Below are 19,446 nucleotides of genomic sequence, written 5' to 3' on the forward strand. Positions count from 1 at the left end.
GGGAAACGCAAAAGAGAGCTGTTAGATGGCCGAGGCCTATATCTGCGACTACAGTCGCACGCCGATCGGACGCTTTGGTGGGTCATTGTCTTCGATCCGCACCGACGACCTTGGCGCGATCCCCCTGAGAGCATTGGTCGAGCGCAACCCCGGCATCGATTGGGCCGCGATCGATGACGTCGTCTATGGCTGCGCCAACCAGGCCGGCGAGGATAATCGCAATGTCGCGCGCATGGCACTGCTGCTGGCCGGGTTGCCCAAGGAGGTTTCCGGCTCGACCGTCAATCGCCTCTGCGGTTCGGGCATGGATGCCATCATCATCGCCGCACGCGCTATCAAGGCGGGCGAGGCGGAGCTGATGATATCAGGCGGCGTCGAATCGATGAGCCGCGCTCCTTTCGTCATGCCCAAGGCGGAGACGGCCTTCTCCCGCAATGCCGAGATTCACGACACCACCATCGGTTGGCGTTTCGTCAACCCGCTGATGCAGGCGCAGTACGGCATCGATTCGATGCCGGAGACCGGCGAGAATGTCGCGGAAGAGTTCGCCGTCTCCCGCGCGGACCAGGATGCGTTTGCCGTACGCAGCCAGGACAAGGCGGTGGCCGCGCAGGCCAATGGCCGGCTGGCGAAGGAGATCATTCCCGTAACGATCCCGCAGCGCAAGGGCGACGCGGTCGTCTCGAAGGATGAGCATCCACGCGGGGGTACGACGATCGAGGCGCTGGCGAAACTGCCGACGCCGTTCCGGCAAGGCGGCACGGTCACGGCCGGCAATGCGTCGGGTGTCAACGATGGTGCCGCGGCGCTGATCGTCGCTTCGGAAGCTGCCGTGAAGAAATATGGGCTGACGCCGATCGCCCGCATCCTCGGCGGTGCGGTCGCCGGCGTAGTGCCGCGCATCATGGGCATCGGCCCCGTGCCAGCGACACAGAAGCTGTGTGCCCGGATCGGGCTGAAGCCAGCAGATTTCGACGTCATCGAACTCAACGAAGCCTTTGCCTCCCAAGCCATCGCCGTGCTCCGCCAGCTCGGCATTGCCGAGGACGCGGAGCACGTCAACCCGAATGGCGGCGCCATCGCACTCGGCCATCCTCTCGGCATGTCGGGTGCGCGCATATCAGGCACTGCGGCGCTGGAGCTCAGGGAGCGCGGCGGCCGCTATGCGCTCGCCACCATGTGCATCGGCGTTGGCCAAGGCATCGCCGTGGCGCTGGAACGGCAGTAAAACAAGATCGAGCGCCGGCCGCGGTCTGCCACGGCGGGCGGCAGCTGCTGCTCCCCCGAAAAATTTGACCATGTGGACAAAGGTGAGGCTCCGTTCCATAGTTCCCCAGCTGACACTTCAAAGAAACAGCCGGCTCGCCACGGCGCCAATCAGAGGGGCATGCGATGGAAAACGGGAAGAGCAAAGTCCAGTCGAAATGCAAAGGGCTTTCGCGACGCAGCGTTCTGGAACTGGGCGCGCTCGGCCTGGCAGCAACCATGCTGCCGGGTCTGGCCTTAGCTCAGGACAAGAAACTGAAGGTGGCGGCGATCTTCGCCACGCCGACCGAGGAGCCATGGGTCCACCAAATCCATGTCGCCCTGCAGAGGGCCGAGAAGGAACTCGGCATCGAGTACAAATGGTCGGAGAAGGTTCAGACGGCGGATTTCAGCCGTGTCATGCGCGAATATGCGCAAGGCGGCTATGAGCTGGTAATGGGCGACGCCTTCGCCGCCGAACGGGAATCCCGCCGGACCGCCAAGCAGTTCCCGAAGGTTGCCTTCCTGTTCGGCTCCGGCGCCGGGCCGGCCGAGCCGAATTTCGCAGTCTTCGACAATTGGATCCACGAGCCGGCTTATCTCTCCGGCCTGATCGCCGGAAAGATGTCGAAATCAGGCACGATCGGCGCCGTTGCGGCGATGGGCATTCCGGAAGTGAACCGGCTCGTCAATGCCTTCTTTGCCGGCGCCCGGGAGGTCAATCCTGATATCAAGAGAAAGGTTGCTTTCATCGGCTCCTTCTTCGACCCGCCAAAGGCCAAGGAAGCGGCTATCGCCCAGATCGACGCCGGTGTCGACGTGATCTATGCCGAACGTTTCGGCGTCATCGAAGCGGCGGTCGAGAGGAAGATCCTCGCCATCTCCAACATGTCCGACCAGTCCAACCTGGGCCCGGACACGGTGATAACCGGCCCGGTGTGGGACATGTATCCGACGGTCGAGCACGCGATCAAACTGGTCAAGGCCGGCGTCTTCACCGCCCAGGATTACGGTGATTTCTCGCGCATGGCTAAGGGCGGCTCGTTTCTGGCGCCGTACCACAAATTCGACAAGACGTTGCCCGCCGACGTCAAGGAGCTGGTCGAGAAGAAAAAGGCCGAAATCCTCGACGGCAATTTCCGCGTCGATGTCGACGAGAACACGCCGGTTTCGGATTGAGTTTTTTACCCTCCCCCTTGTGGGGAGGGTCGATCCGCGAAGCGGAGCGGGGTGGGGGTCGGCGCCGTACCCCCACCCCGTCTCTCGATCTTCGCTACGCTACGACCGTAAGCCGACCCTCCCCACAAGGGGAGGGTGAAGAGTCGCGCCATCTCCCACCAGGAGCACCCTTGTCAACATCTGCCCCACTCATCGAAATGCGCGGCATCTCCAAGAGCTTCGGCGCCGTCAAGGCAAACGAAGCCGTCGATCTCAGCGTCGCGCCGGGTGAGATTCTCGGGCTGCTGGGTGAAAACGGCGCCGGCAAGACGACGCTGATGAACGTGCTGTTCGGCGCCTATGCGCCCGACGGCGGCGAGATCCTGGTTCAGGGCCGGCCGGTGACGATCAACAGCTCGGCCGACGCGCTTGCCGCCGGCATCGGCATGGTGCACCAGCACTTTCATCTCGCACCGCGGCTTTCGGTGCTGGAAAACCTGCTGATCGGCATCCCCGGAAAGTCGGGCCGGATCGACCGCGCCGGCGGGCTGGCGCGGCTCAACGAGATCGGCCGGCAGCATGGACTCACGCTCGATCCGGACCTTCCCGTCTCGGTGCTGTCAATCGGCGAGCAGCAGCGGCTCGAAATCGTCAAGGCGTTGTTTCGCGGTGCAAGGCTGCTGATTCTAGACGAGCCGACGGCGGTGCTGGCGCCGACAGAGGTCGACGGGCTGTTTTCGGCGCTGCGCTCGATGGCGGCCCAGGGCCTCGGCATCATCTTCATCTCGCATAAGCTCAACGAGGTTAGGGCGCTCACCCATCGCTGCGTGGTGCTGCGGCATGGCCGCGTGACCGGGCGCGTCGATACCCCCGCAAGCACGACATCCTCGGAGATGGCGAGGCTGATGTGCGGCCACGAAATCGTTCCGCCGGCCAGGGGACCATCGACGCCAGGTGCCCCGGTGCTGACCCTCGACGGCATCTCGACGTCGCGGCATTCCGGCATGGCGCTGCGCGACGTGTCGCTCTTCGTGCGTGCCGGCGAGATCCTCGGCATTGCCGGTGTCGCGGGCAATGGCCAGCGGGCGCTTGCCGAGGTGATCTCCGGCGTTCGCGCGCCCGATGCCGGCCGGATGACGATAGCCGGCAAAATCGTCTCGCGGTTCTCGCCGCGCGAGGTGCAGGCGCTCGGTCTCGGGCGCATCCCGGAAGACCGGATGACGACCGGTCTGGTCACCAATTTGCCGCTGGCGGATTCGATGGTGCTGCCGCGCATCGGCACGGGGGCGTTCAGCCGCAACGGCCTGCTCAGGCCGGATGCGATCCGCGCCTTCGCCGAAGCGCAGATCAAGGCCTATGACATACGCTGCCCCGGACCGATGACGCGGGCCGGAGCGCTGTCCGGTGGCAATCTGCAAAAGGCGCTGCTGGCGCGCGAGCTCGCCTTCGACCCCAAGGTGCTGATCGTGTCGCAGCCGACGCGCGGTCTCGACATCGGTGCGGCGCGCTTCATCCACGAAAAGTTCCTCGACATGCGTGGCAGGGGCTGCGGCATCATCGTCCTCGGCGAGGATCTCGAAGAACTGATCATGCTCTGCGACCGCATCGCGGTGATGTATGAGGGACGGATCGTCGGCACGCTCGACAGCGCCGACGCCACCATTGCGCGGCTCGGCCTGATGATGACCGGGGCGGAGGGGACAGCCTGATGTTTCGCCTCGAAGCCCGCACCAGCACCCCCGGCTGGTTCAATCTCGCTCTGCCACTGCTGGCGATCGGAGCAACGCTGGTGCTGTGCAGCGGCCTCATCGCGCTGGCCGGTGCCGGTGTCATCGAAGCCTATGGTGTGATGTTCTCGGCGTCGCTGGGCGACAGCTACGCCATCACCGAAACGCTGGTGCGCGCGACCCCGATGATCTTTACCGGGCTGGCCGTCGCCGTCGCCTTCCGTGCCAAATTCTGGAACATCGGCGCCGAGGGGCAGTTGCTGGCCGGTGCGGTGGCGAGCTGCGCGGTCGGCGCCATCCCGATGCCGGGGCCGCTCGCCATGCTTCTCATGGCGGCGGCAGGCGCTGCCGCCGGTGCCGCAGTCGCCTTGGTGCCGGCGACGCTGCGCGTCAAATTTAGTGTTGATGACGTGGTCAGCTCGCTGCTGCTCAACTCGGTCATCTTCTACGCCCTGATGGCGCTGATCGAGGGCCCGTGGAAAGACACATTCAGCGGCTACCCGATCTCGCCGCCGATCGAGGATTCCGCGAATTTCCCGGTGCTGCTCGAAGGGACGCGGCTGCATCTCGGCGTTGTGGCGGCGTTCCTTGCTGCGCCGGTCATCTGGTTCCTGATCGCGCGCACGACGCTCGGCTTCAGGATCAGGGTCATCGGCGAGAATCCCGAAGCTGCGCGCTATGGCGGCATCCATGTCGAGCGCGTGCTGATCTCGACGGCGCTGCTGTCCGGCGCGCTGGCCGGGCTTGCCGGCGTCGGCGAGGTCGGCGGCGTGCATTTCCAGGTGATGAGCGACATCTCGCCGGGCTATGGCTATTCCGGCATCGTCGTCGCCATGCTGGCGAGGCTCAACCCGCTCGGCGTGGTGCCAGCGGCGCTCTTCCTCGCCGCCGTCATGACCGGCGCTGAGGCGATGTCGCGAGCCACCGGGGTTCCGGCCTTCCTCAGTGATGTCATCCAGGGAACCGCGCTGCTCGCCATGCTGGTGGCGCTGCTGTTCACCGCCTACCGCGTCCGCCGCGTCGGAGCCGCACGATGAGCGTGGTGCTCGAACAGATCTTTCAGGTAGGCTTCCTGGCTGCGATCATCCGGATTGCCACGCCGCTGGCTTTCGCAACGTTGGGCGAGATGTTCTCCGAGCGCGCCGGCGTGCTCAATCTCGGCATAGAAGGCATCATGCTGTTGTCGGCGATGACCGGCTTCACCGCGACCAGCCTCAGCGGCAGCCTGTGGCTCGGCGTGCTAGCGGCAGTTGTAACCGGTGCGCTGATGGGTGCCGTGCATGCGCTGTTCACGGTGGCACTCGGCCTCAGCCAGCATGTCTGCGGCATCGGCGTGACGCTGTTCTCGTCGGGCCTCGCCTATTTCCTCTACCGGCTGATCTTCGGCCAGCAATCGGTGCCGCCCAGCATCAAGAGTTTCAAGACGCTGCCGATCCCTGTTCTCTCCGACATCCCGGTGCTCGGACCGGCGGTATTCAACCAGTTTTCGCTGGTTTACATGGCGATGGCAGCCGTTCCCCTGGCCGCCTTCGTGCTCTACCGGACGCCGTGGGGCCTGTCGGTGCGCATGGTCGGCGAAAATCCGCGCGCCGCCGATTCGGCCGGCGTAGGCGTTATCGCCACGCGCTTCCAGGCGGTGATCCTCGGCGGCGCCCTGATGGGGCTGGCCGGGGCTTTCCTGTCGATGGTGCAGTTCAACGCTTTCACCTTCGGCCTTGTCTCCGGACGTGGCTGGGTGGCGATCGCGCTCGTCGTCTTCGGTCGCTGGGACCCCTGGCGTTCGGCAGGAGCCGCCCTGCTATTCGCCTTCGTCGATGCCTTGCAACTGCGCATGCAGGCGAGCGGGCTCGGCCACATCCCCTATGAGGCGTTCCTGATGCTGCCCTTCATCTTCACCATCGTCGCCATGGCGGTGATGTCGCGCAATGCCGTCGCGCCTTCGGCGCTGCTCAAGCCGTTCCGCCGGGAAGAACGCTGACAGGCTGGTGCGGGAAATTCTCAGCCGCCGCTTAGCGCCCGCATGACATTCGGCAGCGCCGGCAGCGTCAACAAAACCGTGCCGGCAAGCCAGATGGACGAGACGACGATGCTCCTGGGGTACGCCGACCAGCGCTCATAGAGCGCGGCCGGGACGCCGGCGAGCATGATGGTCATCGTCGACAGGATCAGCGCACTTGCCATGTAAACGATCTGGCTTAAGGGAGGCGCCCAGCCCGGATACCAGACCGGATAGAACAGGAACACCAACAGCACCCACGGCGAAAAGATACCGTTGACGATGGCGACCGCCATGACCGGCACAAGAGCGTTTCTGTTCATTGCCTCAACCCCCTTGTGAAGCCATCGGCGCAATGCCGAAATTGATCAGAAAAACGAGATAGCCGACGCGCAAGGCCATAAGCCAGAGCACGCTGAAGACGATCACCACCGGCTGGGTCAGGATCGACGGCGTGATGGTCCGCACGATCCGCAGGACCGGGTCCGTGACGGACTTGAAGAAGCGCCAGATGTAGTTGTCCCAGCTTTCGGGCACGAAGAGGCCGAGCAGGAGACGCCCCATCAGCGTGTACATCACCGCGGCGAGGATGAAATTCGGTATGTGGAAATACCAATAGGACCAGAAATCGTTCATGGGCGATTTTCCAAGCGGCGGCGGCGCCGCGTTATGCCAGCGACGTCCCCGAAATGAAAGCGGGGTCCGTCACCGGACCCCGCCTCTTGCGCCGATCGCTATGCGCAATCAGGCAATCTTTTCTTCCATCATCTGCTTGCCGCGAGGGACACGGATTTCCTCGATGAAATCCTGCATATCCCGTGACGGCGCCCTGGTGAGAAGGCTGACAATGATCATCACGGCGAAGCCCACCGGCAGTCCAAAAGTCGCCGACGAGATGTTTTTCACCCCCCACCACAATTCCATGTTCGGCGTCGCCTTGTCGAAATCGGCGCCGTACTGGGTCATCACCAGATAGAAGAGGGTAATGCCGAAGCCTGCGATCATGCCGGCGACAGCGCCGGTCGAATTGGCCCGCTTCCACCAGACGCCGAGCACCAGCGCCGGGAAGAGCCCGCCGGCGGCAAGAGAGAACGCCCACGACACCATCGACAGGATGTCCGACGGCTTGGTTGACGCGACGTAGGCGGCCAGCACCGCGACCATAACCAGCAAGATGCGGGACACGATCAGACGCCGCGACGTAGGCGCATTCTGGTCGATCATCTTGTAGTAGATGTCGTGGCTGAGCGCGTTGGCGATGGCCAGCAGCAGGCCGTCCGCAGTCGACAGCGCGGCGGCAAGGCCGCCGGCGGCGACGAGGCCCGAGATGACATAAGGCATGCCGGCCATTTCCGGCGTGGCCAGCACGATCATGTCGGCGTTGAGGTTAATGTCGGCAAACGAAAGGGCCGTGACGCCCTTTTCGGCGCAGGCCGCGACGATCGCCGCGGTGTCTGTCGCCGCCTTGCCGCAGATCTGCACGAGCGTATTGTCGGCAGCGGCCCAGCGCATCATCCATCCGGCTTTCTCGGCGATGTTTTCAGGCGTCAGGCCCGACGCCACCAGGTCGAGCATCGTCCACTTGGCGAATGCCGCATAGGCGGGCGCGGTGAAGTACAGGATGAAGATGAACAGCAGCGACCAGGCAACCGAGACACGCGCTTCCCGCACCGACGGGGTGGTGAAGTAGCGCATCAGGACGTGCGGCAATGACGCCGTTCCGACCATCAGGCAGAGAATGAGCAGGAAGTAGTTCTTGGCGTCATAGCCGCCATGCACAAATGGCGTGATGTGGTGCACCGCGATGCCCTGCGCCGTCTCAAGCGCGGTGATGTTCGCCAGCGCCTGGCCCTGCATCAATTGCGGGATAGGAATGCCCGTCTTCACCGTGGACATCCAGATGGCGGGGATCAGGTAGGCGATGATCAGCACGATGTACTGGGCGACCTGCGTCCAGGTGACGGCGCGCATGCCGCCGAGCATCGAGCACACCAGGATGCCGGCGAGGCCGACATAGACTGCTACGTTGAAGTCGATGCCAAGGAAGCGAGCCGAGATCAATCCGGTGCCGAAAATCTGCGCGACCACATAGGTAAACGAGCATGAGAACAGAACGATCACGCCGATGAAGCGGGCGAGATTGCCGCCGTAGCGCGCCGACAGGAAGTCGGGAACCGTGTAGGCGCCGAACTTGCGCAGATAGGGCGCAACGAGGATGGCCACGAGCACGTAGCCGCCAGTCCAGCCGAGCACGAAACCGAGGCCGTCATAGCCAAGCAGGTAGAGCGAGCCGGCCATGCCGATGAAGGAAGCCGCCGACATCCAGTCGGCGCCCGTCGCCATGCCGTTGTAGAGCGCCGGTACGCGACGCCCGGCGACGTAGTATTCGCCGACATGCATGGTGCGGCTCAGGACGCCGATCACCGCGTAGATGACGATGGTAAAGCCCATGAACAGGTAGCCGATTACAACATTTTCGACGCCTATGGCGCTCAAGATGGCCATCAGGATGATGAAGGCTATGAAGCCGCCGGTGTAGAGGCCGTAGATGCGGCCAAGATTGGAGGTGAAGTCGCCTCCGCTTGCGGTGGTAGATGTCGTGTTAGCCATTGACGTTCCCCCCGATCAATCTTCATTGACATGATGCTCTTCGTCGATCGCGTTCTGGCGCCGTGCGAACCAGAACAGCATGACGACGAAGGCGATAAGCGAACCCTGGGCGGCCATGTAGAAGCCGAGCGGAAAACCAAAAATGACGATGGTGTTGAGTTGCTCCACGAACATGTGGATGACGTAACCGAAGAACACCCACAGGCCCAGCATGACGAACATGAGGCTCTTGGTCTTGTTCCAATAACTTACGCGGTCTGGTGTCGCCATAGCGTTGAACCTCCCTTGGTTGGCAGCTTGCGAACCGTCTCGACCGCAAGGCGCCGTTTATAGCTTGCCTCTTCCGCTAAGGCGGAAGCCCTCCGGCATGTGTAGCGGTCAGGTATAGAATCAGTGACCGTAACTTTATAGGAGTAACACTTCTTGCCGCTTCTGTTCATACGACTTTAGAATCGGTGAGAGGACTGGAGAACCGGTGAGAGGACTTGAATCGGTAGGAGGGCTGGCGGTGCGGCGTCGCGGAGGCTAAACGATCAACATCGGTTGGAAACAAAACCGAAGGGAGAGCGTCATGGGCCTGCTGACCAACCTGTTGCCCGAGTTCTTGCGTAAGCCGCACCCGATCGGCAGCGTCAGCGACCTGGCTGACTTCATGGATTCGCGCGCCGCCTTCCTGGCGCAGAAAAGCATCGTCGAGTTCTGCCGCGTCAGGGCAGGGGTCTACTGGCAGAAGCTGTTCAGCGAGAAGGAGTTCCAGGCGGCGCTCAACCATTCACGCTGGCGCGCCTACCCTGCCTGCTATGCCATCGTGGCGGAAATGGTGGAGGGTGCGCTGCGCGAACCCGCCGGCTTGCGCCAGCGAGGCCTGCCAGCGGCGCTGGAAAAAGTGGCCTTGGCAAGCTTCTCCAAATATGCCGTTCCGGACGGCTCGCCCCCGACTTTCTGGGAGGACGCCACCGAGCTCACACGTCAACGTCTCGCCGCCACGCAGATCGGTCCGCCGCGGCCGGTGCGCGAAATCCCCGAGCCGCTGGCGCGAACGGTTTTCGAGATGGTCCCGATCCACCCCAATCTCCTGACCAACGACTATGACTATATCTTCAACTTCCTGAGGATGAATCTGCTGCGCGCGCATGAGGATTTCCTTGCGCAGGCTGACCGCAGCGCCCTCGTCGACGAGTTGCTGGGTGCCGCGCGCATCTGAGCTTTGTTCCGGCGCGCCGATATCCAGGGCTCCCCGTTCGGCCTCGCACCGTCCGAGCGTCGCCGGCTATGCGAACATCAGATCCCGCACCAGGTCGGGTGCCGACTGGAGGCGCTTGATGAGGCTCTTGAGCTCTGCCTGCTGCTCGCGCGTCAGGGCATTGATCTCGATACGGTTGGATACAGGTATACCAGCGTAGATGTCATGCGTCTGCTGAGCGAGCAGCAAGCCGATCAGCATGGAATGGCCGGCCAGCATCGCCTTCATGTCGCGCTCGCCGCCGATATCCTGCGCGATCAGTCTCTCGAGCCGGGCACGCGTGCTCCGCTCGCGGATGCCGTGGCGAATTGCAAGCGTGCGTGCGGTCGCGACGATCGGAAAAAGGCCATACTTCTTGATGTCCAGCCGGCCATTTTCAAGCTGAAAGCCACCAAAAACAGTGAAGGGATTGCCGGTTGTCATCTGCTCGCCGAGAAGCTTCGCGAATACCGGCTCGGCGTGGCCACGGTCATACGCATATTCGATGAACTGCGCGGCCAGCGCCGTATCACCGTGAACCGGCCGCAGATCGTAGACGATATCGACGTTGAGCAGATCCTCCGGCCGTAGGCGGTGAACCCAATCTTCGACGCGCCCCTTCCAGGTGTCGAGACTTCCGCGGAATGCGGCGTTCGCGGCCATTACCCCGCCTTTGCAATACGGCACGCCTGAGATGTCGAGCATGTCGGCGAGCTTGGTGCCGAGCTTTTTGAACCAGCTGTCTTCGGCCCCGCCCGGCTCGCCATCTGCGAAGACGATTGCATTGTCCTGGTCGGGGGCTATCAGGCTTTCGCCACGGCCGCCTGAGCCGAGCACGAGCACGGCGTAGGCGCAGGGCGGCGGGCCGTGACCTTCGATCTGCATCTGTTGTTCGGCAAGCACGGCAGCGCGGCGGGTAAGCGAGCAAAGTTCATCGCTGATGATTTCCGCCACCGCGCGCGGGTCGATCGCTTCGCCGATGAGCGAACGTACCACGCCCGGCAGCATCGACCAGGTGGCGGCCAGTTCGGCGGCGTCCTTGGCATGTTCGATCGTGTCGTCGAGATCGATGGCAGCGGCGGCACGCAGCCTCAGCAGGTCACGCGCCGAAAGCACGCCGACCAACACGCCCCCATCGTGGACGGCGAGATGGCGGACTTTCAGCCGATCCATGCGGCCGATCGCCCGATAAGCGAAGGCGGCGGCGCGGATGCTTATCAGCGGTCGCGTTGCGATGCTTCCGACCGGCATGTCAAAAGCCCGCTCGGCGTCGGACGATATGCGGCGCAGCAGGTCACGCTCGGTAACGATGCCATACTCCTCAATCGGTCGATCCGGCGTTCCTCGGTCGGACACCAGGACCGAGCTGATCTTGCGCTTGACCATGAGGTCGATGACCTGCCTTGTCGGTTTGGTCGATTTCACCACGACTGGCGGGCTGCTCATGAGGCTGCCGACGCGATGCCGATAGGCATAGGGATCAACCGGCTGAAACGCGGGAGCCTGGGGTCGCGACACCGGCTCGGCCCAGCCGGCGCGATGGCCGGCTTCGAGAGCATCCGAAAGGGCAAGGCAGGCGACTTCGGCCTCTCCGAGTGTTCGGATGTTGCGCTTGCGCAACTCCGGTATCAACCCGGCAAAGATGTCTCCCGCCGCGATCGCATCGCCCAGAGCCGAATGGCGGCCAGCTATCTCCAGGCGAAGCCAGGCGGCGATCGTCTCCAGCGAATGGTCCGCCAGATTGGGATTTGCTATGGTTGCAAGAAGCCGGACGCACAGCGCCCGAGGCTTTTTCCAGGGCAAACCGGCGCGGCGGCATTCGCGCTCCAATACCGCCAGGTCGAAGCCGATCGAGTGGCCGACAAGGATGCGGTCGCCGACGAACTCCTGGAATTGCCCCCATGCATCCGGGAAGCTCCCGGCGCCGTCAACATCGCCATCCGTGATGCCGTGGACGAGCGAAGCCTCGGACGGGATTGCTTCGCCAGGATCGATGAGGAGATCGAACCGAGGTTGCCGGACGACCTTGCCATGCGCGATGCCGATCGCGCCAATCTGGATTACGCGCGCCTTGGTGGCGTCGGGCCCGGTTGTTTCGGTGTCAACAGCGGCAGCCGCTATTGCTATCAGCGGTGTCGCGCCGGTCGCCGGCTTCAATTCCGTCCCCTTCGGCATAGCCGATAGCCTTCCTCTGCCGGATTTCTTGCCGAGACAGCGCCCTGTTGATGCCGGAAAGGTCGATCCTGCTTGCCCTGCAGCATAGAGCGCGCCGGCGGGCCGCGTCGATGGCCGAATTTCATGCTGTGGCGTTCGCAAAGATGCCCCGGTCGGCCTGGAGCTGCGCGCCCGCATGGCCATACTGAATCCCGGAGGACCACCCGTCCAGGCGGCACATTCGCCTTAAAGTGATTTGATACGGTCGCAGCGCTCGCGCACTGTCGGCGAGTTTGTTGCCGAGGCAGCCGATGGATGAGATCAGGCGGATTGCTGTGGAGTGTATCGGGCGCGCCGTAATGTTCGGATCGCTTGCCATCGGCTGTGTCATGGTCGGCTTCTCCTTCAACCCGGTATCCGCATTCCGCTCCGGCGCGTTCCTCACGCTGACGATGGTTCTGGCCCTGATGTGGAAAGCTATGACCGCAGCCAGCAAGAATCCCAAGCACACCGAAGTCTGGCTCTACCTTGATGAGAAATCGCGCCCAGCCGATGGTCCGGCGCGACGGGTGTTCGGCACCATCATGGGCGACGTTTATAAACTCTACGCCAAGATCGCGCTTGGCGTGGCGGTCGGGTTCTTCCTGGTGTCGCTCGTGCTGATGCTGTTCGGCCTGGAAGCTTACAGGCCGCCCGCCAAATAGGCGGCCGCTCCGCCCATCCCTGTCCCTCCGCCCGCACGAGCCTGGCGTTTTGCCATCGGGCATCGGCCCGGAAAGTGCCGCGCTAAGCAGCAAACAAACCAAATTGTCATCCCGTTTGAGAAAAATATTCCAAGGATCGCTGGAAAATAGCACTCGACAAAGTCTACCGATTTTATAGATTAACCGCCGAGACGGAGGTCGATATGTCCTATTTCCAGAACGCCCGGACTGCCCGCAAAGGCCAAAGGCTCGGTTCTGACCAGACCTGGCGGCCGGCCTATGCGGGCGCCTTTGCCTATCTCGTCTTTGCCCTTGCGTTCGTGTTCACCGGGGCAGTCGTTCTGGGTCTTATTCCCTGATCATGGCGCCCCGAGTGATCGGGGCCTGACTTACAGGGATAGCGATCTGCCGTTTCGCAATATCGGAGTTGAATGAACCGAATGCCGGTGTGCTTTTGCGCGCCCTGATCTCAACGTGATGGAGGAGATGGCAATGCCGATCGAGTTCACGCATGTTCCCGGTAAAACTCACCCCGCCGACCTTACCGTGCCGTTTTTCTACGATTTCGCGGAAACCGCGACAAAGCTGTCGCTGATCGAGGACGCCGGCTTCCAGAAGATCGTCGTTGATGATCCGGCCGGGCTGCTGACCAATATGGATATTGCCGCCCGGGCGCTGGACCGCACGTCCTCACTCGAGGTCGTTCTCACGCATTGGGCCGGTGTGATCGAGCCGACGGTGGCGGCACGGCAACTGGCGGCGCTCGACGCGAAAAGCGGCGCGCGGTTGTCGCTCAGGATGCTCAGCGAGCCGCTGAACGATGACGATGCCGAAACACGTCCGGTCGGTCATACGGTCGTCTGGCAGCGGATCGACGAATATCTGGTGCTGCTGAAACGGTTGTGGTCGAACGACAGGCCGTTCGATCATGAAGGCGCCTTCTACAGCGTCACGGGCGGCTATGTGCCGCGCAAGGGGCCGACTGTCGCTGACGTGACCATCCGCATGGGCGGCCAGTCCGGAACGGCCCTCAAGGTGGCCGGGCGGCATGCCGATGTCTTCGAACTGGCGCCAGGTTCGCTCAACGAGATCCGCCAACTGATGGAGCGGGTGCGCAGTGCCGCCGCCGAACACGGCCGGGCCGGCAAGCTGCGTTTCGCACTTCCCGTCCGGATCCGTTCGGAGGACAACGCCTCCTGCCAGAAGGCGGTCGAAATTGCTGGACCGCCGGCGCAGATCGCGTTGTCGCTGCTTCCTTATGCGGCCCTGGGAATCGAGGAATTCATGATCGTCGGCATCGACAGGCCACGCGAGATCGCAATGGCTGGCCGCGAGGTGATCGCGCTGCTGCGCAACACTCTGGGGCGCCGCGAAGCCGATGTCCCTCAGCCTGGGGCGTTTGCGCCTCGGGTGATTCGGGAAGCACGCGCCGGCGGAACAGCAGCGACTTGTCTGCGTTGACAGCCCCGCTGAAGTCGAACTTTCCTTCATAGCGGTTGAAGCTTCCGGCGCCGAGCTCGACCTCGGGTCGAGAGTGATGGTCGTTTCTTGCGCGGCGCGTGGCCGCCGCCAAGCAGCACCGGCCGCGACATCGAGGCGATCAGGAGGTTTCGGCGCGCAGTCACCCCGTCTTGAGTTCAGCCGCGACCTGAACCAACGACCATCTCGGCGCGCTCCACATTTTCGAATTTCGACGCAAATCCGAGGCGTCACGACATTTTGTCGATTCAAAAAGCCATCATCATTGTTGACTAGTAAACTCATGTTTCATAGTCAACGAGCATCGGCGCCGAAAATCGGATTTCGAAATGCGCGCGCGAAGCCAAGAGAGGCCGAGACCGTGGCTGGAATTCATGCCCAGACTGCCTTCCATGTCGAAGCGGTACGGTTCGCCGTCGGCGAGCGGACGCTGCTCGATCGCGCTGAAGGACGGCAGGCTGCTGACGCGCGGCACGCCGGACCAGATCATGCAGGGCGACGTGCTCAAGGGAATTTCGGTGTCGAGATGGGCGTGTTTGCGCACCCCGTCACCGGCCAGCCGATCGGCTATGTGCAATGAGACCACTGTGAGAATAAGGAAGAAGCCCTTGTCCAGAAATGGTTTGTTCGCGGCCTTGCTCGCATCCGTCATCCTGTTCGCTGGCGGCGCGGCCGCCCAGGAGCAACCGGGCGCAGTCCCGGCGATCGAGGCACCGGCTCCCGCGCCCGGGGAGGCTGCGCCGGACGCGGTCGTGCCACCGGCGCAGCCCACCGTGACCACGCCCACCGAGACCACGCCTATCGAGACTGGTCCTTCGACGGCGACGTCTTTGACCCTGCCGCATGATCTGTCGCCAAGGGGGATGTTCATGGCGGCCGACATCGTCGTGAAAGCGGTGATGATCGGGCTGGCTTTTGCGTCCTTCGTCACCTGGACGATATGGCTGGCCAAATCGCTGGAGATCCTTGGCGGCAAGCTGCGCGCCCGCCGCGCGGCACAAGCGATCGGCAATGCCGCGACGCTGAACCAGGCGGGGCGCGCGCTTGGCCACAATAGCGGTCCCGGCGCCCTGCTGGTGCGGGCAGCCGAGGAAGAGGCAGCACTTTCGGCCGGCTCGCTCGACCATGTGTCCGGCGACGGGCTGAAGGAGCGGGTCACCTCGCGCCTGTCGCGCATCGAGGCGGCGGCGGCGCGGCGCATGTCGCGCGGCACCGGCGTGCTGGCGACGATCGGCTCGACCGCGCCCTTTGTCGGCCTTTTCGGCACGGTCTGGGGCATCATGAACGCCTTCATCGGCATCTCGCAGGCACAGACCACCAATCTCGCCGTCGTTGCCCCGGGAATCGCGGAAGCCTTGCTGGCCACCGCGATGGGCCTTGTCGCGGCGATCCCGGCGGTGGTCATCTACAACGTCTTCGCGCGATCGATAGCCGGCTACAGGCAGATCCTTGCCGATGCATCGGCAGGGGTCGAACGGCTGGTCAGCCGGGATCTGGATTTCCGCACGGTCGCGCCGGCAAAGCAGATGGCCGCGGAATGAACACGGAACGACGCCATGGCAGCTAGAATTCGAGAGAACATCGACGGCGATCTCGCGGAAAACCACGAGATCAACGTCACGCCGTTCATCGACGTGATCCTGGTCCTGCTGATCATCTTCATGGTCGCGGCGCCGCTGGCGACGGTGGATGTCAATGTCGACCTGCCGGGCTCGACCGCGACGCCGGCTCCCCGGCCGGAGACGCCGCTGTTCCTGACGCTGAAAAACGATCTCAGCCTGGCGATCGGCAACGACACCGTGCCGCGCGAAGCCTTCGCCGCCACGCTCGTCGGCAGGACAAAAGGCGACAGGCAGACGCGCATCTTCCTGCGCGCCGACAAGGCGGTCGGCTATGGCGATCTGATGGAGGCGATGAACCTTCTGCGGGGCGCCGGTTATCTGAAGATCGCGCTGGTCGGCCTCGAGACCGCGCCCGGCGATGCCGCGGCGCCACAAGTCGGAACGGGCCAATAATGTCGCCGGCGGCCGCCCTGCCGGTGGCCGATCAGCGGCGTTTCGGCATGCGCGAGATTGCCTGGTGGGCGGCCGCGGCTGCGCTGGTTCTGGTGGCGCATGCCGCGATCGGCTATGCGATGCAGAGCTGGCGCCCGGCCGAGCCCGATGGCGGGCCGCCGCAGGCGCAGGTGATCGAGTTGTCGCCGATGGCGTTCACGCCAGCCATGCCGGCCCCGATACCGGACGAGGTGGCGCCCGATCAGCCGGATCCGGCCGAGGAGCCCGTAGCCGAAACGGAGCCTCCGCCCGAATCGCCCGTCGAGCAGGCAGAGCCGGTCACCGAGCCGTCGGAAACCGCTCCGGCCGACACAGTCGAGCCCACGCCGCCGACCATGGCGGAACGGGTCGACCAGCCGCCGCTCGAGGAGGTCGTGCCGGACGTTGCCGAGGCCGTCACGCCGGAAGTGGTCATCCCGCTGCCGCAGCCGAAACCGGTCGAGGCACCCGCCGAGGCCAAGACAAAGAAGCAGGCAAAGACTGAGGTAAAAGAGCCGGCTGAGGCCAAGGCGAAGAAGCCGGTCGAAAAGGCCAAAAACCGTCCGAAAAAGGAGAAAGCCGCACCGCCGCGGACGACGGCCAGTCTCGCTGCGACACCCGCAGCCAGGGCGGCCGCACCGAAGTCGGCCAAGGCGGTGGCTGCGTCCCGAGGGGACGCCAAGAAGTGGAACTCGCAACTGACAAGGTGGATCAATCGGCACAAGCGCTACCCGAAGGCCGCGAGAGCCCGCCGTTCGGAAGGAACCGTAAGGGTCTCCTTCATGGTGGCCGGCTCCGGCCGAGTGACGTCCGTTCGCATCACCGGTTCATCCGGCGACCCTGATCTCGACCGCAGTGTACTGGACCTGCTGCAGGGCGCTACAGTGCCGGCGCCGCCGGAAGGCGTTAGCTCGCGTGTCGATGTGCCCTTGACGTTCAGCCTGCGGTAATCGTCGAGAATGGCGCCAAACGGCTGAATCAGGAAACCGCATCGAAAACCACTTTCTGGGAAAGGCCGCCGCCCGGGCGGTTCTCCAGTGTGATGGCGCCGCCGTGGCGTTCGATGATTTCCTTGGCAATGGCGAGGCCGAGGCCGGCGCCTGGAATGGACTGCCTGCGGCCGGGATCGACGCGAAAGAAGGGCTCGAACGCCTTGCCGAGCAGCTCGGGCGGAATGCCGGGTCCGCGATCGGCGATGGTGAGGGTGGCGCGGTTGTCGGCTGCGGACAGGGAGATGCCGCAGCCCTTGCCATGCGTGGCGGCGTTGACGATCAGGTTGCGCAGCGCGCGGCGAAGGCCGAGCGCGCCTGCCCTGACCGAGACCTTGTCGAGATGGCCGACCGACACGGCATGGCCGAGCGAAACCATCTCGGCCTCGATGTCGCGAACCAGCCGGTCCAACTCGACCGGCTCGACGGCATCCTGGTCAACCTCCTCGCGCACCAGTCGGATGGCGCTGTCGGCGATGCGATCGAGCTCATCGAGGTCGTGCAGCCATTTCTCGCGTTCTTCGTTGCCAGCCAGGAATTCGGCGCGCAGCCGCATGCGCGTCATCGGCGTTCTCAAATCATGCCCGGCGGCGGCGACCAGGCGCATGCGGCTTTCCATAGCGGTCTTCAGTCGCGACGAAAGCTGGTTCAGCGCGTGCGCCGTCGCCTTGACCTCGGCCGAACCCACCTCTGGCACCGCCGCCAGCACGCCATCCGACCCGATCTTGGAAACGGCGGCCTCCAGCATCTCGACCGGCCGGATCAGCACGGAGGTGAAATAAACCGAGACGGCCGTGGCGCCGGCCACAATCAGCGAGATCCAGCCGGCGAGAACCAGCCACTCGCGCTTTGGCGGCGTGATGTGGGGAACTTCGATGATCGCCCAGCGATTGTCGTGCAGGCGTACCGACGCAAGCTGACCGGGCTCTCCAGCTTTGTCGTTGACGACGGCCAGGACGTCGAGACCCCGGCGGCGCAGGATGTCGTTGAGCATCGCCGTTTCGTCCCGGTCCACCCTGCCGCCGGCCGGATGGTCGCTCAGTTGCACCGGCAGCACATCTGGAATCTGGCTGGGCAGAAGCCGCACTACGAGTTCCATCTGTTGGGCAACCCAGGGCATGATCAGTTCCGGTGGTGGCCCCCCGCCACGCACGCTGATGACGGCGGCCGTCGCCAGGCCGACCACACCGACGATCGAAGCGACCAGCAGCAGGATGAGGCGGCGGCGCAGTGAGGTCACGCGTGGTTCTCCGCCGTCTCGACCCTCGCGGTGAGCTGGTAGCCCCCATTGCGCACCGTCTTGAACAGCGGCCCATCGCCGGCGTCGGCGAATTTACGCCGCAGCCGGCTCATCAACACGTCGACCGAGCGTTCGAGCGGGTCGCGCTCGCGGCCCTGCGTCAGGTCGAGCAGCTGGTCGCGCGTCAACAGTCGGCCGGGACGGTCAAGAAACACCTGCAAAAGATCGAACTCGGCGCCGGTGAGGTCGATGGCCACGCCTTGCGGATCCGTCACCTTGCGGGTGTCCGGCTCCAGCCTGTAGCTGGCAAACTGATAGACGCGCATGCGAGGGGGAGCAGCCTCTTCCGGCGCCGAGCGACGCAGCACGGCGCGGATGCGGGCGGTGAGCTCGCGCGGATTGAATGGCTTGCCGAGATAGTCGTCGGCGCCGAGCTCCAGCCCGATGATGCGGTCGACATCCTCCTTGAGCGCGGTCAGCAGGATCACCGGGGTATGCGGTTTGCGGTCACGCAGGCTCCGGCAGATATCGAGCCCCGAACCATCGGGCAGCATGACGTCGAGCACGATCAGGTCGAACTGGCCGGTGGCAAGTCTGTGCTCGCATTCGCGCCGATCCGCCGCCGCCGAGACGCGAAATCCCTGGCCGTCGAGATAGCGCCCGAGCAGCGTCCTGATCTCGCGATCATCGTCGACGACGAGAATATGGGGTTGTGACTGCATTTGCATGCCCTTGCTTGCTCTTGATTATAGGGAGAGCCGCGCCTGAAAGGCATGGAAATTTGCAACCAATTGTTTCCGGCCCGGGCGCGGAAACATTCGGAAACAAATCTCCTTCTTCCGGAAACCTTCGGCAACACGCCGAAGCGAAGCGGAAAAAGACGCCTCCT

Annotated in this window: 20 protein-coding genes; 12 read left to right on the plus strand and 8 right to left on the minus strand. The window is 63.9% G+C overall.

The annotated features are described in order from the left end of the window. The first annotated feature begins 25 nt into the window (after positions 1–25). The 5 genes from pcaF to A9K68_RS04955 all read left to right on the plus strand — a co-directional run bounded on the left by pcaF (position 26) and on the right by A9K68_RS04955 (position 6,108). A complete protein-coding gene (gene pcaF / locus A9K68_RS04935) occupies positions 26–1,228 on the plus strand; it encodes a 3-oxoadipyl-CoA thiolase (RefSeq protein ID WP_065007192.1) in 1,203 nt (400 codons plus the stop codon). A 164-nt stretch (positions 1,229–1,392) separates the two neighbouring features. Beyond that, positions 1,393–2,424 carry a BMP family protein gene (locus A9K68_RS04940; RefSeq protein WP_065007191.1) on the plus strand — a complete coding sequence of 344 codons (1,032 nt, stop codon included), beginning with the start codon at positions 1,393–1,395 and terminating at the stop codon, positions 2,422–2,424. 197 nt (positions 2,425–2,621) lie between these two features. After that, the gene (locus tag A9K68_RS04945; RefSeq protein ID WP_065010253.1) at positions 2,622–4,112 is read left to right on the plus strand and encodes an ABC transporter ATP-binding protein; all 1,491 of its coding nucleotides are present in this window, start codon (positions 2,622–2,624) and stop codon (positions 4,110–4,112) included. Further along, positions 4,112–5,167 carry an ABC transporter permease gene (locus tag A9K68_RS04950; RefSeq protein ID WP_065010252.1) on the plus strand — a complete coding sequence of 352 codons (1,056 nt, stop codon included), beginning with the start codon at positions 4,112–4,114 and terminating at the stop codon, positions 5,165–5,167. The genes A9K68_RS04945 and A9K68_RS04950 overlap by 1 nt, the downstream gene beginning before the upstream one ends. Next, complete coding sequence (locus tag A9K68_RS04955; protein ID WP_065010251.1) at positions 5,164–6,108, plus strand: ABC transporter permease; 945 nt, start codon at positions 5,164–5,166, stop codon at positions 6,106–6,108. The genes A9K68_RS04950 and A9K68_RS04955 overlap by 4 nt, the downstream gene beginning before the upstream one ends. 20 nt (positions 6,109–6,128) lie before the next feature. Here A9K68_RS04955 and A9K68_RS04960 read toward each other — a convergent pair whose 3' ends face one another. From A9K68_RS04960 to A9K68_RS04975, 4 genes are all read right to left on the minus strand, one after another. Continuing rightward, positions 6,129–6,449, minus strand: coding sequence for a hypothetical protein (locus tag A9K68_RS04960; protein ID WP_065010250.1), 321 nt, complete (start codon positions 6,447–6,449; stop codon positions 6,129–6,131). A 4-nt stretch (positions 6,450–6,453) separates the two neighbouring features. Then, positions 6,454–6,762 (minus strand): YggT family protein, encoded by a 309-nt coding sequence (locus A9K68_RS04965; RefSeq protein ID WP_029349200.1) that lies wholly within the window; start codon positions 6,760–6,762, stop codon positions 6,454–6,456. 108 nt (positions 6,763–6,870) lie between these two features. Continuing rightward, the gene (locus A9K68_RS04970) at positions 6,871–8,736 is read right to left on the minus strand and encodes a sodium:solute symporter family protein (RefSeq protein ID WP_065010249.1); all 1,866 of its coding nucleotides are present in this window, start codon (positions 8,734–8,736) and stop codon (positions 6,871–6,873) included. A 15-nt stretch (positions 8,737–8,751) separates the two neighbouring features. Then, positions 8,752–9,006 carry a DUF4212 domain-containing protein gene (locus A9K68_RS04975; protein ID WP_065010248.1) on the minus strand — a complete coding sequence of 85 codons (255 nt, stop codon included), beginning with the start codon at positions 9,004–9,006 and terminating at the stop codon, positions 8,752–8,754. Between the two features lie 301 nt (positions 9,007–9,307). Between A9K68_RS04975 and A9K68_RS04980 the strand changes: the two genes are divergently transcribed. Then, positions 9,308–9,940 (plus strand): hypothetical protein, encoded by a 633-nt coding sequence (locus A9K68_RS04980; RefSeq protein WP_065010247.1) that lies wholly within the window; start codon positions 9,308–9,310, stop codon positions 9,938–9,940. A 66-nt stretch (positions 9,941–10,006) separates the two neighbouring features. Here A9K68_RS04980 and A9K68_RS04985 read toward each other — a convergent pair whose 3' ends face one another. After that, a complete protein-coding gene (locus tag A9K68_RS04985; RefSeq protein ID WP_246811297.1) occupies positions 10,007–12,133 on the minus strand; it encodes a DUF294 nucleotidyltransferase-like domain-containing protein in 2,127 nt (708 codons plus the stop codon). Between the two features lie 290 nt (positions 12,134–12,423). On the opposite strand from A9K68_RS04985, the gene A9K68_RS04990 reads away from it, so the two are divergent. The 3 genes from A9K68_RS04990 (at position 12,424) to A9K68_RS04995 (ending at position 14,277) form a co-directional block, all read left to right on the plus strand. After that, on the plus strand, positions 12,424–12,816 hold the full coding sequence (locus A9K68_RS04990) for a hypothetical protein (RefSeq protein WP_065010246.1): 393 nt from the start codon (positions 12,424–12,426) through the stop codon (positions 12,814–12,816). A 203-nt stretch (positions 12,817–13,019) separates the two neighbouring features. Next, on the plus strand, positions 13,020–13,175 hold the full coding sequence (locus A9K68_RS31235) for a hypothetical protein (protein ID WP_082982575.1): 156 nt from the start codon (positions 13,020–13,022) through the stop codon (positions 13,173–13,175). A gap of 133 nt (positions 13,176–13,308) precedes the next feature. Then, positions 13,309–14,277, plus strand: a complete 969-nt coding sequence (locus A9K68_RS04995) for an LLM class flavin-dependent oxidoreductase (RefSeq protein WP_065010260.1) — start codon at positions 13,309–13,311, stop codon at positions 14,275–14,277. A gap of 280 nt (positions 14,278–14,557) precedes the next feature. Here the strand turns inward: A9K68_RS04995 and A9K68_RS31575 are convergent, their stop codons facing one another. Continuing rightward, positions 14,558–15,166 (minus strand): hypothetical protein, encoded by a 609-nt coding sequence (locus A9K68_RS31575; protein WP_246811442.1) that lies wholly within the window; start codon positions 15,164–15,166, stop codon positions 14,558–14,560. Here A9K68_RS31575 and exbB point away from each other — a divergent pair. The 3 genes from exbB to A9K68_RS05015 are packed head-to-tail and all read left to right on the plus strand — an operon-like array spanning position 15,069 to position 17,278. After that, positions 15,069–15,836, plus strand: coding sequence for a tonB-system energizer ExbB (exbB, locus tag A9K68_RS05005; RefSeq protein WP_246811298.1), 768 nt, complete (start codon positions 15,069–15,071; stop codon positions 15,834–15,836). The genes A9K68_RS31575 and exbB overlap by 98 nt on opposite strands. Before the next feature lie 15 nt (positions 15,837–15,851). After that, positions 15,852–16,310, plus strand: coding sequence for a TonB system transport protein ExbD (gene exbD, locus A9K68_RS05010; RefSeq protein ID WP_065010245.1), 459 nt, complete (start codon positions 15,852–15,854; stop codon positions 16,308–16,310). Beyond that, positions 16,310–17,278 (plus strand): energy transducer TonB, encoded by a 969-nt coding sequence (locus A9K68_RS05015; protein ID WP_065010244.1) that lies wholly within the window; start codon positions 16,310–16,312, stop codon positions 17,276–17,278. Before exbD ends, A9K68_RS05015 begins: the two co-directional genes overlap by 1 nt. Before the next feature lie 28 nt (positions 17,279–17,306). Here A9K68_RS05015 and A9K68_RS05020 read toward each other — a convergent pair whose 3' ends face one another. After that, on the minus strand, positions 17,307–18,557 hold the full coding sequence (locus A9K68_RS05020; protein WP_065010243.1) for an ATP-binding protein: 1,251 nt from the start codon (positions 18,555–18,557) through the stop codon (positions 17,307–17,309). Further along, positions 18,554–19,279 carry a response regulator transcription factor gene (locus A9K68_RS05025; protein ID WP_065010258.1) on the minus strand — a complete coding sequence of 242 codons (726 nt, stop codon included), beginning with the start codon at positions 19,277–19,279 and terminating at the stop codon, positions 18,554–18,556. Before A9K68_RS05025 ends, A9K68_RS05020 begins: the two co-directional genes overlap by 4 nt. Between the last annotated feature and the right edge of the window lie 167 nt (positions 19,280–19,446).

Origin of the sequence: Mesorhizobium sp. AA22 (assembly GCF_001672375.2) — a bacterium.
GTDB lineage: Bacteria > Pseudomonadota > Alphaproteobacteria > Rhizobiales > Rhizobiaceae > Mesorhizobium > Mesorhizobium wenxiniae.

Bases quoted from the DNA above. Each gene is read 5' to 3' on its own strand.
- pcaF (WP_065007192.1), top strand. From the start codon at position 26: ATGGCCGAGGCCTATATCTGCGACTACAGTCGCACGCCGATCGGACGC.
- A9K68_RS04940 (WP_065007191.1), top strand. From the start codon at position 1,393: ATGGAAAACGGGAAGAGCAAAGTCCAGTCGAAATGCAAAGGGCTTTCG.
- A9K68_RS04945 (WP_065010253.1), top strand. From the start codon at position 2,622: ATGCGCGGCATCTCCAAGAGCTTCGGCGCCGTCAAGGCAAACGAAGCC.
- A9K68_RS04950 (WP_065010252.1), top strand. From the start codon at position 4,112: ATGTTTCGCCTCGAAGCCCGCACCAGCACCCCCGGCTGGTTCAATCTC.
- A9K68_RS04955 (WP_065010251.1), top strand. From the start codon at position 5,164: ATGAGCGTGGTGCTCGAACAGATCTTTCAGGTAGGCTTCCTGGCTGCG.
- A9K68_RS04960 (WP_065010250.1), bottom strand. From the start codon at position 6,449: ATGAACAGAAACGCTCTTGTGCCGGTCATGGCGGTCGCCATCGTCAAC.
- A9K68_RS04965 (WP_029349200.1), bottom strand. From the start codon at position 6,762: ATGAACGATTTCTGGTCCTATTGGTATTTCCACATACCGAATTTCATC.
- A9K68_RS04970 (WP_065010249.1), bottom strand. From the start codon at position 8,736: ATGGCTAACACGACATCTACCACCGCAAGCGGAGGCGACTTCACCTCC.
- A9K68_RS04975 (WP_065010248.1), bottom strand. From the start codon at position 9,006: ATGGCGACACCAGACCGCGTAAGTTATTGGAACAAGACCAAGAGCCTC.
- A9K68_RS04980 (WP_065010247.1), top strand. From the start codon at position 9,308: ATGGGCCTGCTGACCAACCTGTTGCCCGAGTTCTTGCGTAAGCCGCAC.
- A9K68_RS04985 (WP_246811297.1), bottom strand. From the start codon at position 12,133: ATGCCGAAGGGGACGGAATTGAAGCCGGCGACCGGCGCGACACCGCTG.
- A9K68_RS04990 (WP_065010246.1), top strand. From the start codon at position 12,424: ATGGATGAGATCAGGCGGATTGCTGTGGAGTGTATCGGGCGCGCCGTA.
- A9K68_RS31235 (WP_082982575.1), top strand. From the start codon at position 13,020: ATGTCCTATTTCCAGAACGCCCGGACTGCCCGCAAAGGCCAAAGGCTC.
- A9K68_RS04995 (WP_065010260.1), top strand. From the start codon at position 13,309: ATGCCGATCGAGTTCACGCATGTTCCCGGTAAAACTCACCCCGCCGAC.
- A9K68_RS31575 (WP_246811442.1), bottom strand. From the start codon at position 15,166: ATGAACATCCCCCTTGGCGACAGATCATGCGGCAGGGTCAAAGACGTC.
- exbD (WP_065010245.1), top strand. From the start codon at position 15,852: ATGGCAGCTAGAATTCGAGAGAACATCGACGGCGATCTCGCGGAAAAC.
- A9K68_RS05015 (WP_065010244.1), top strand. From the start codon at position 16,310: ATGTCGCCGGCGGCCGCCCTGCCGGTGGCCGATCAGCGGCGTTTCGGC.
- A9K68_RS05025 (WP_065010258.1), bottom strand. From the start codon at position 19,279: ATGCAGTCACAACCCCATATTCTCGTCGTCGACGATGATCGCGAGATC.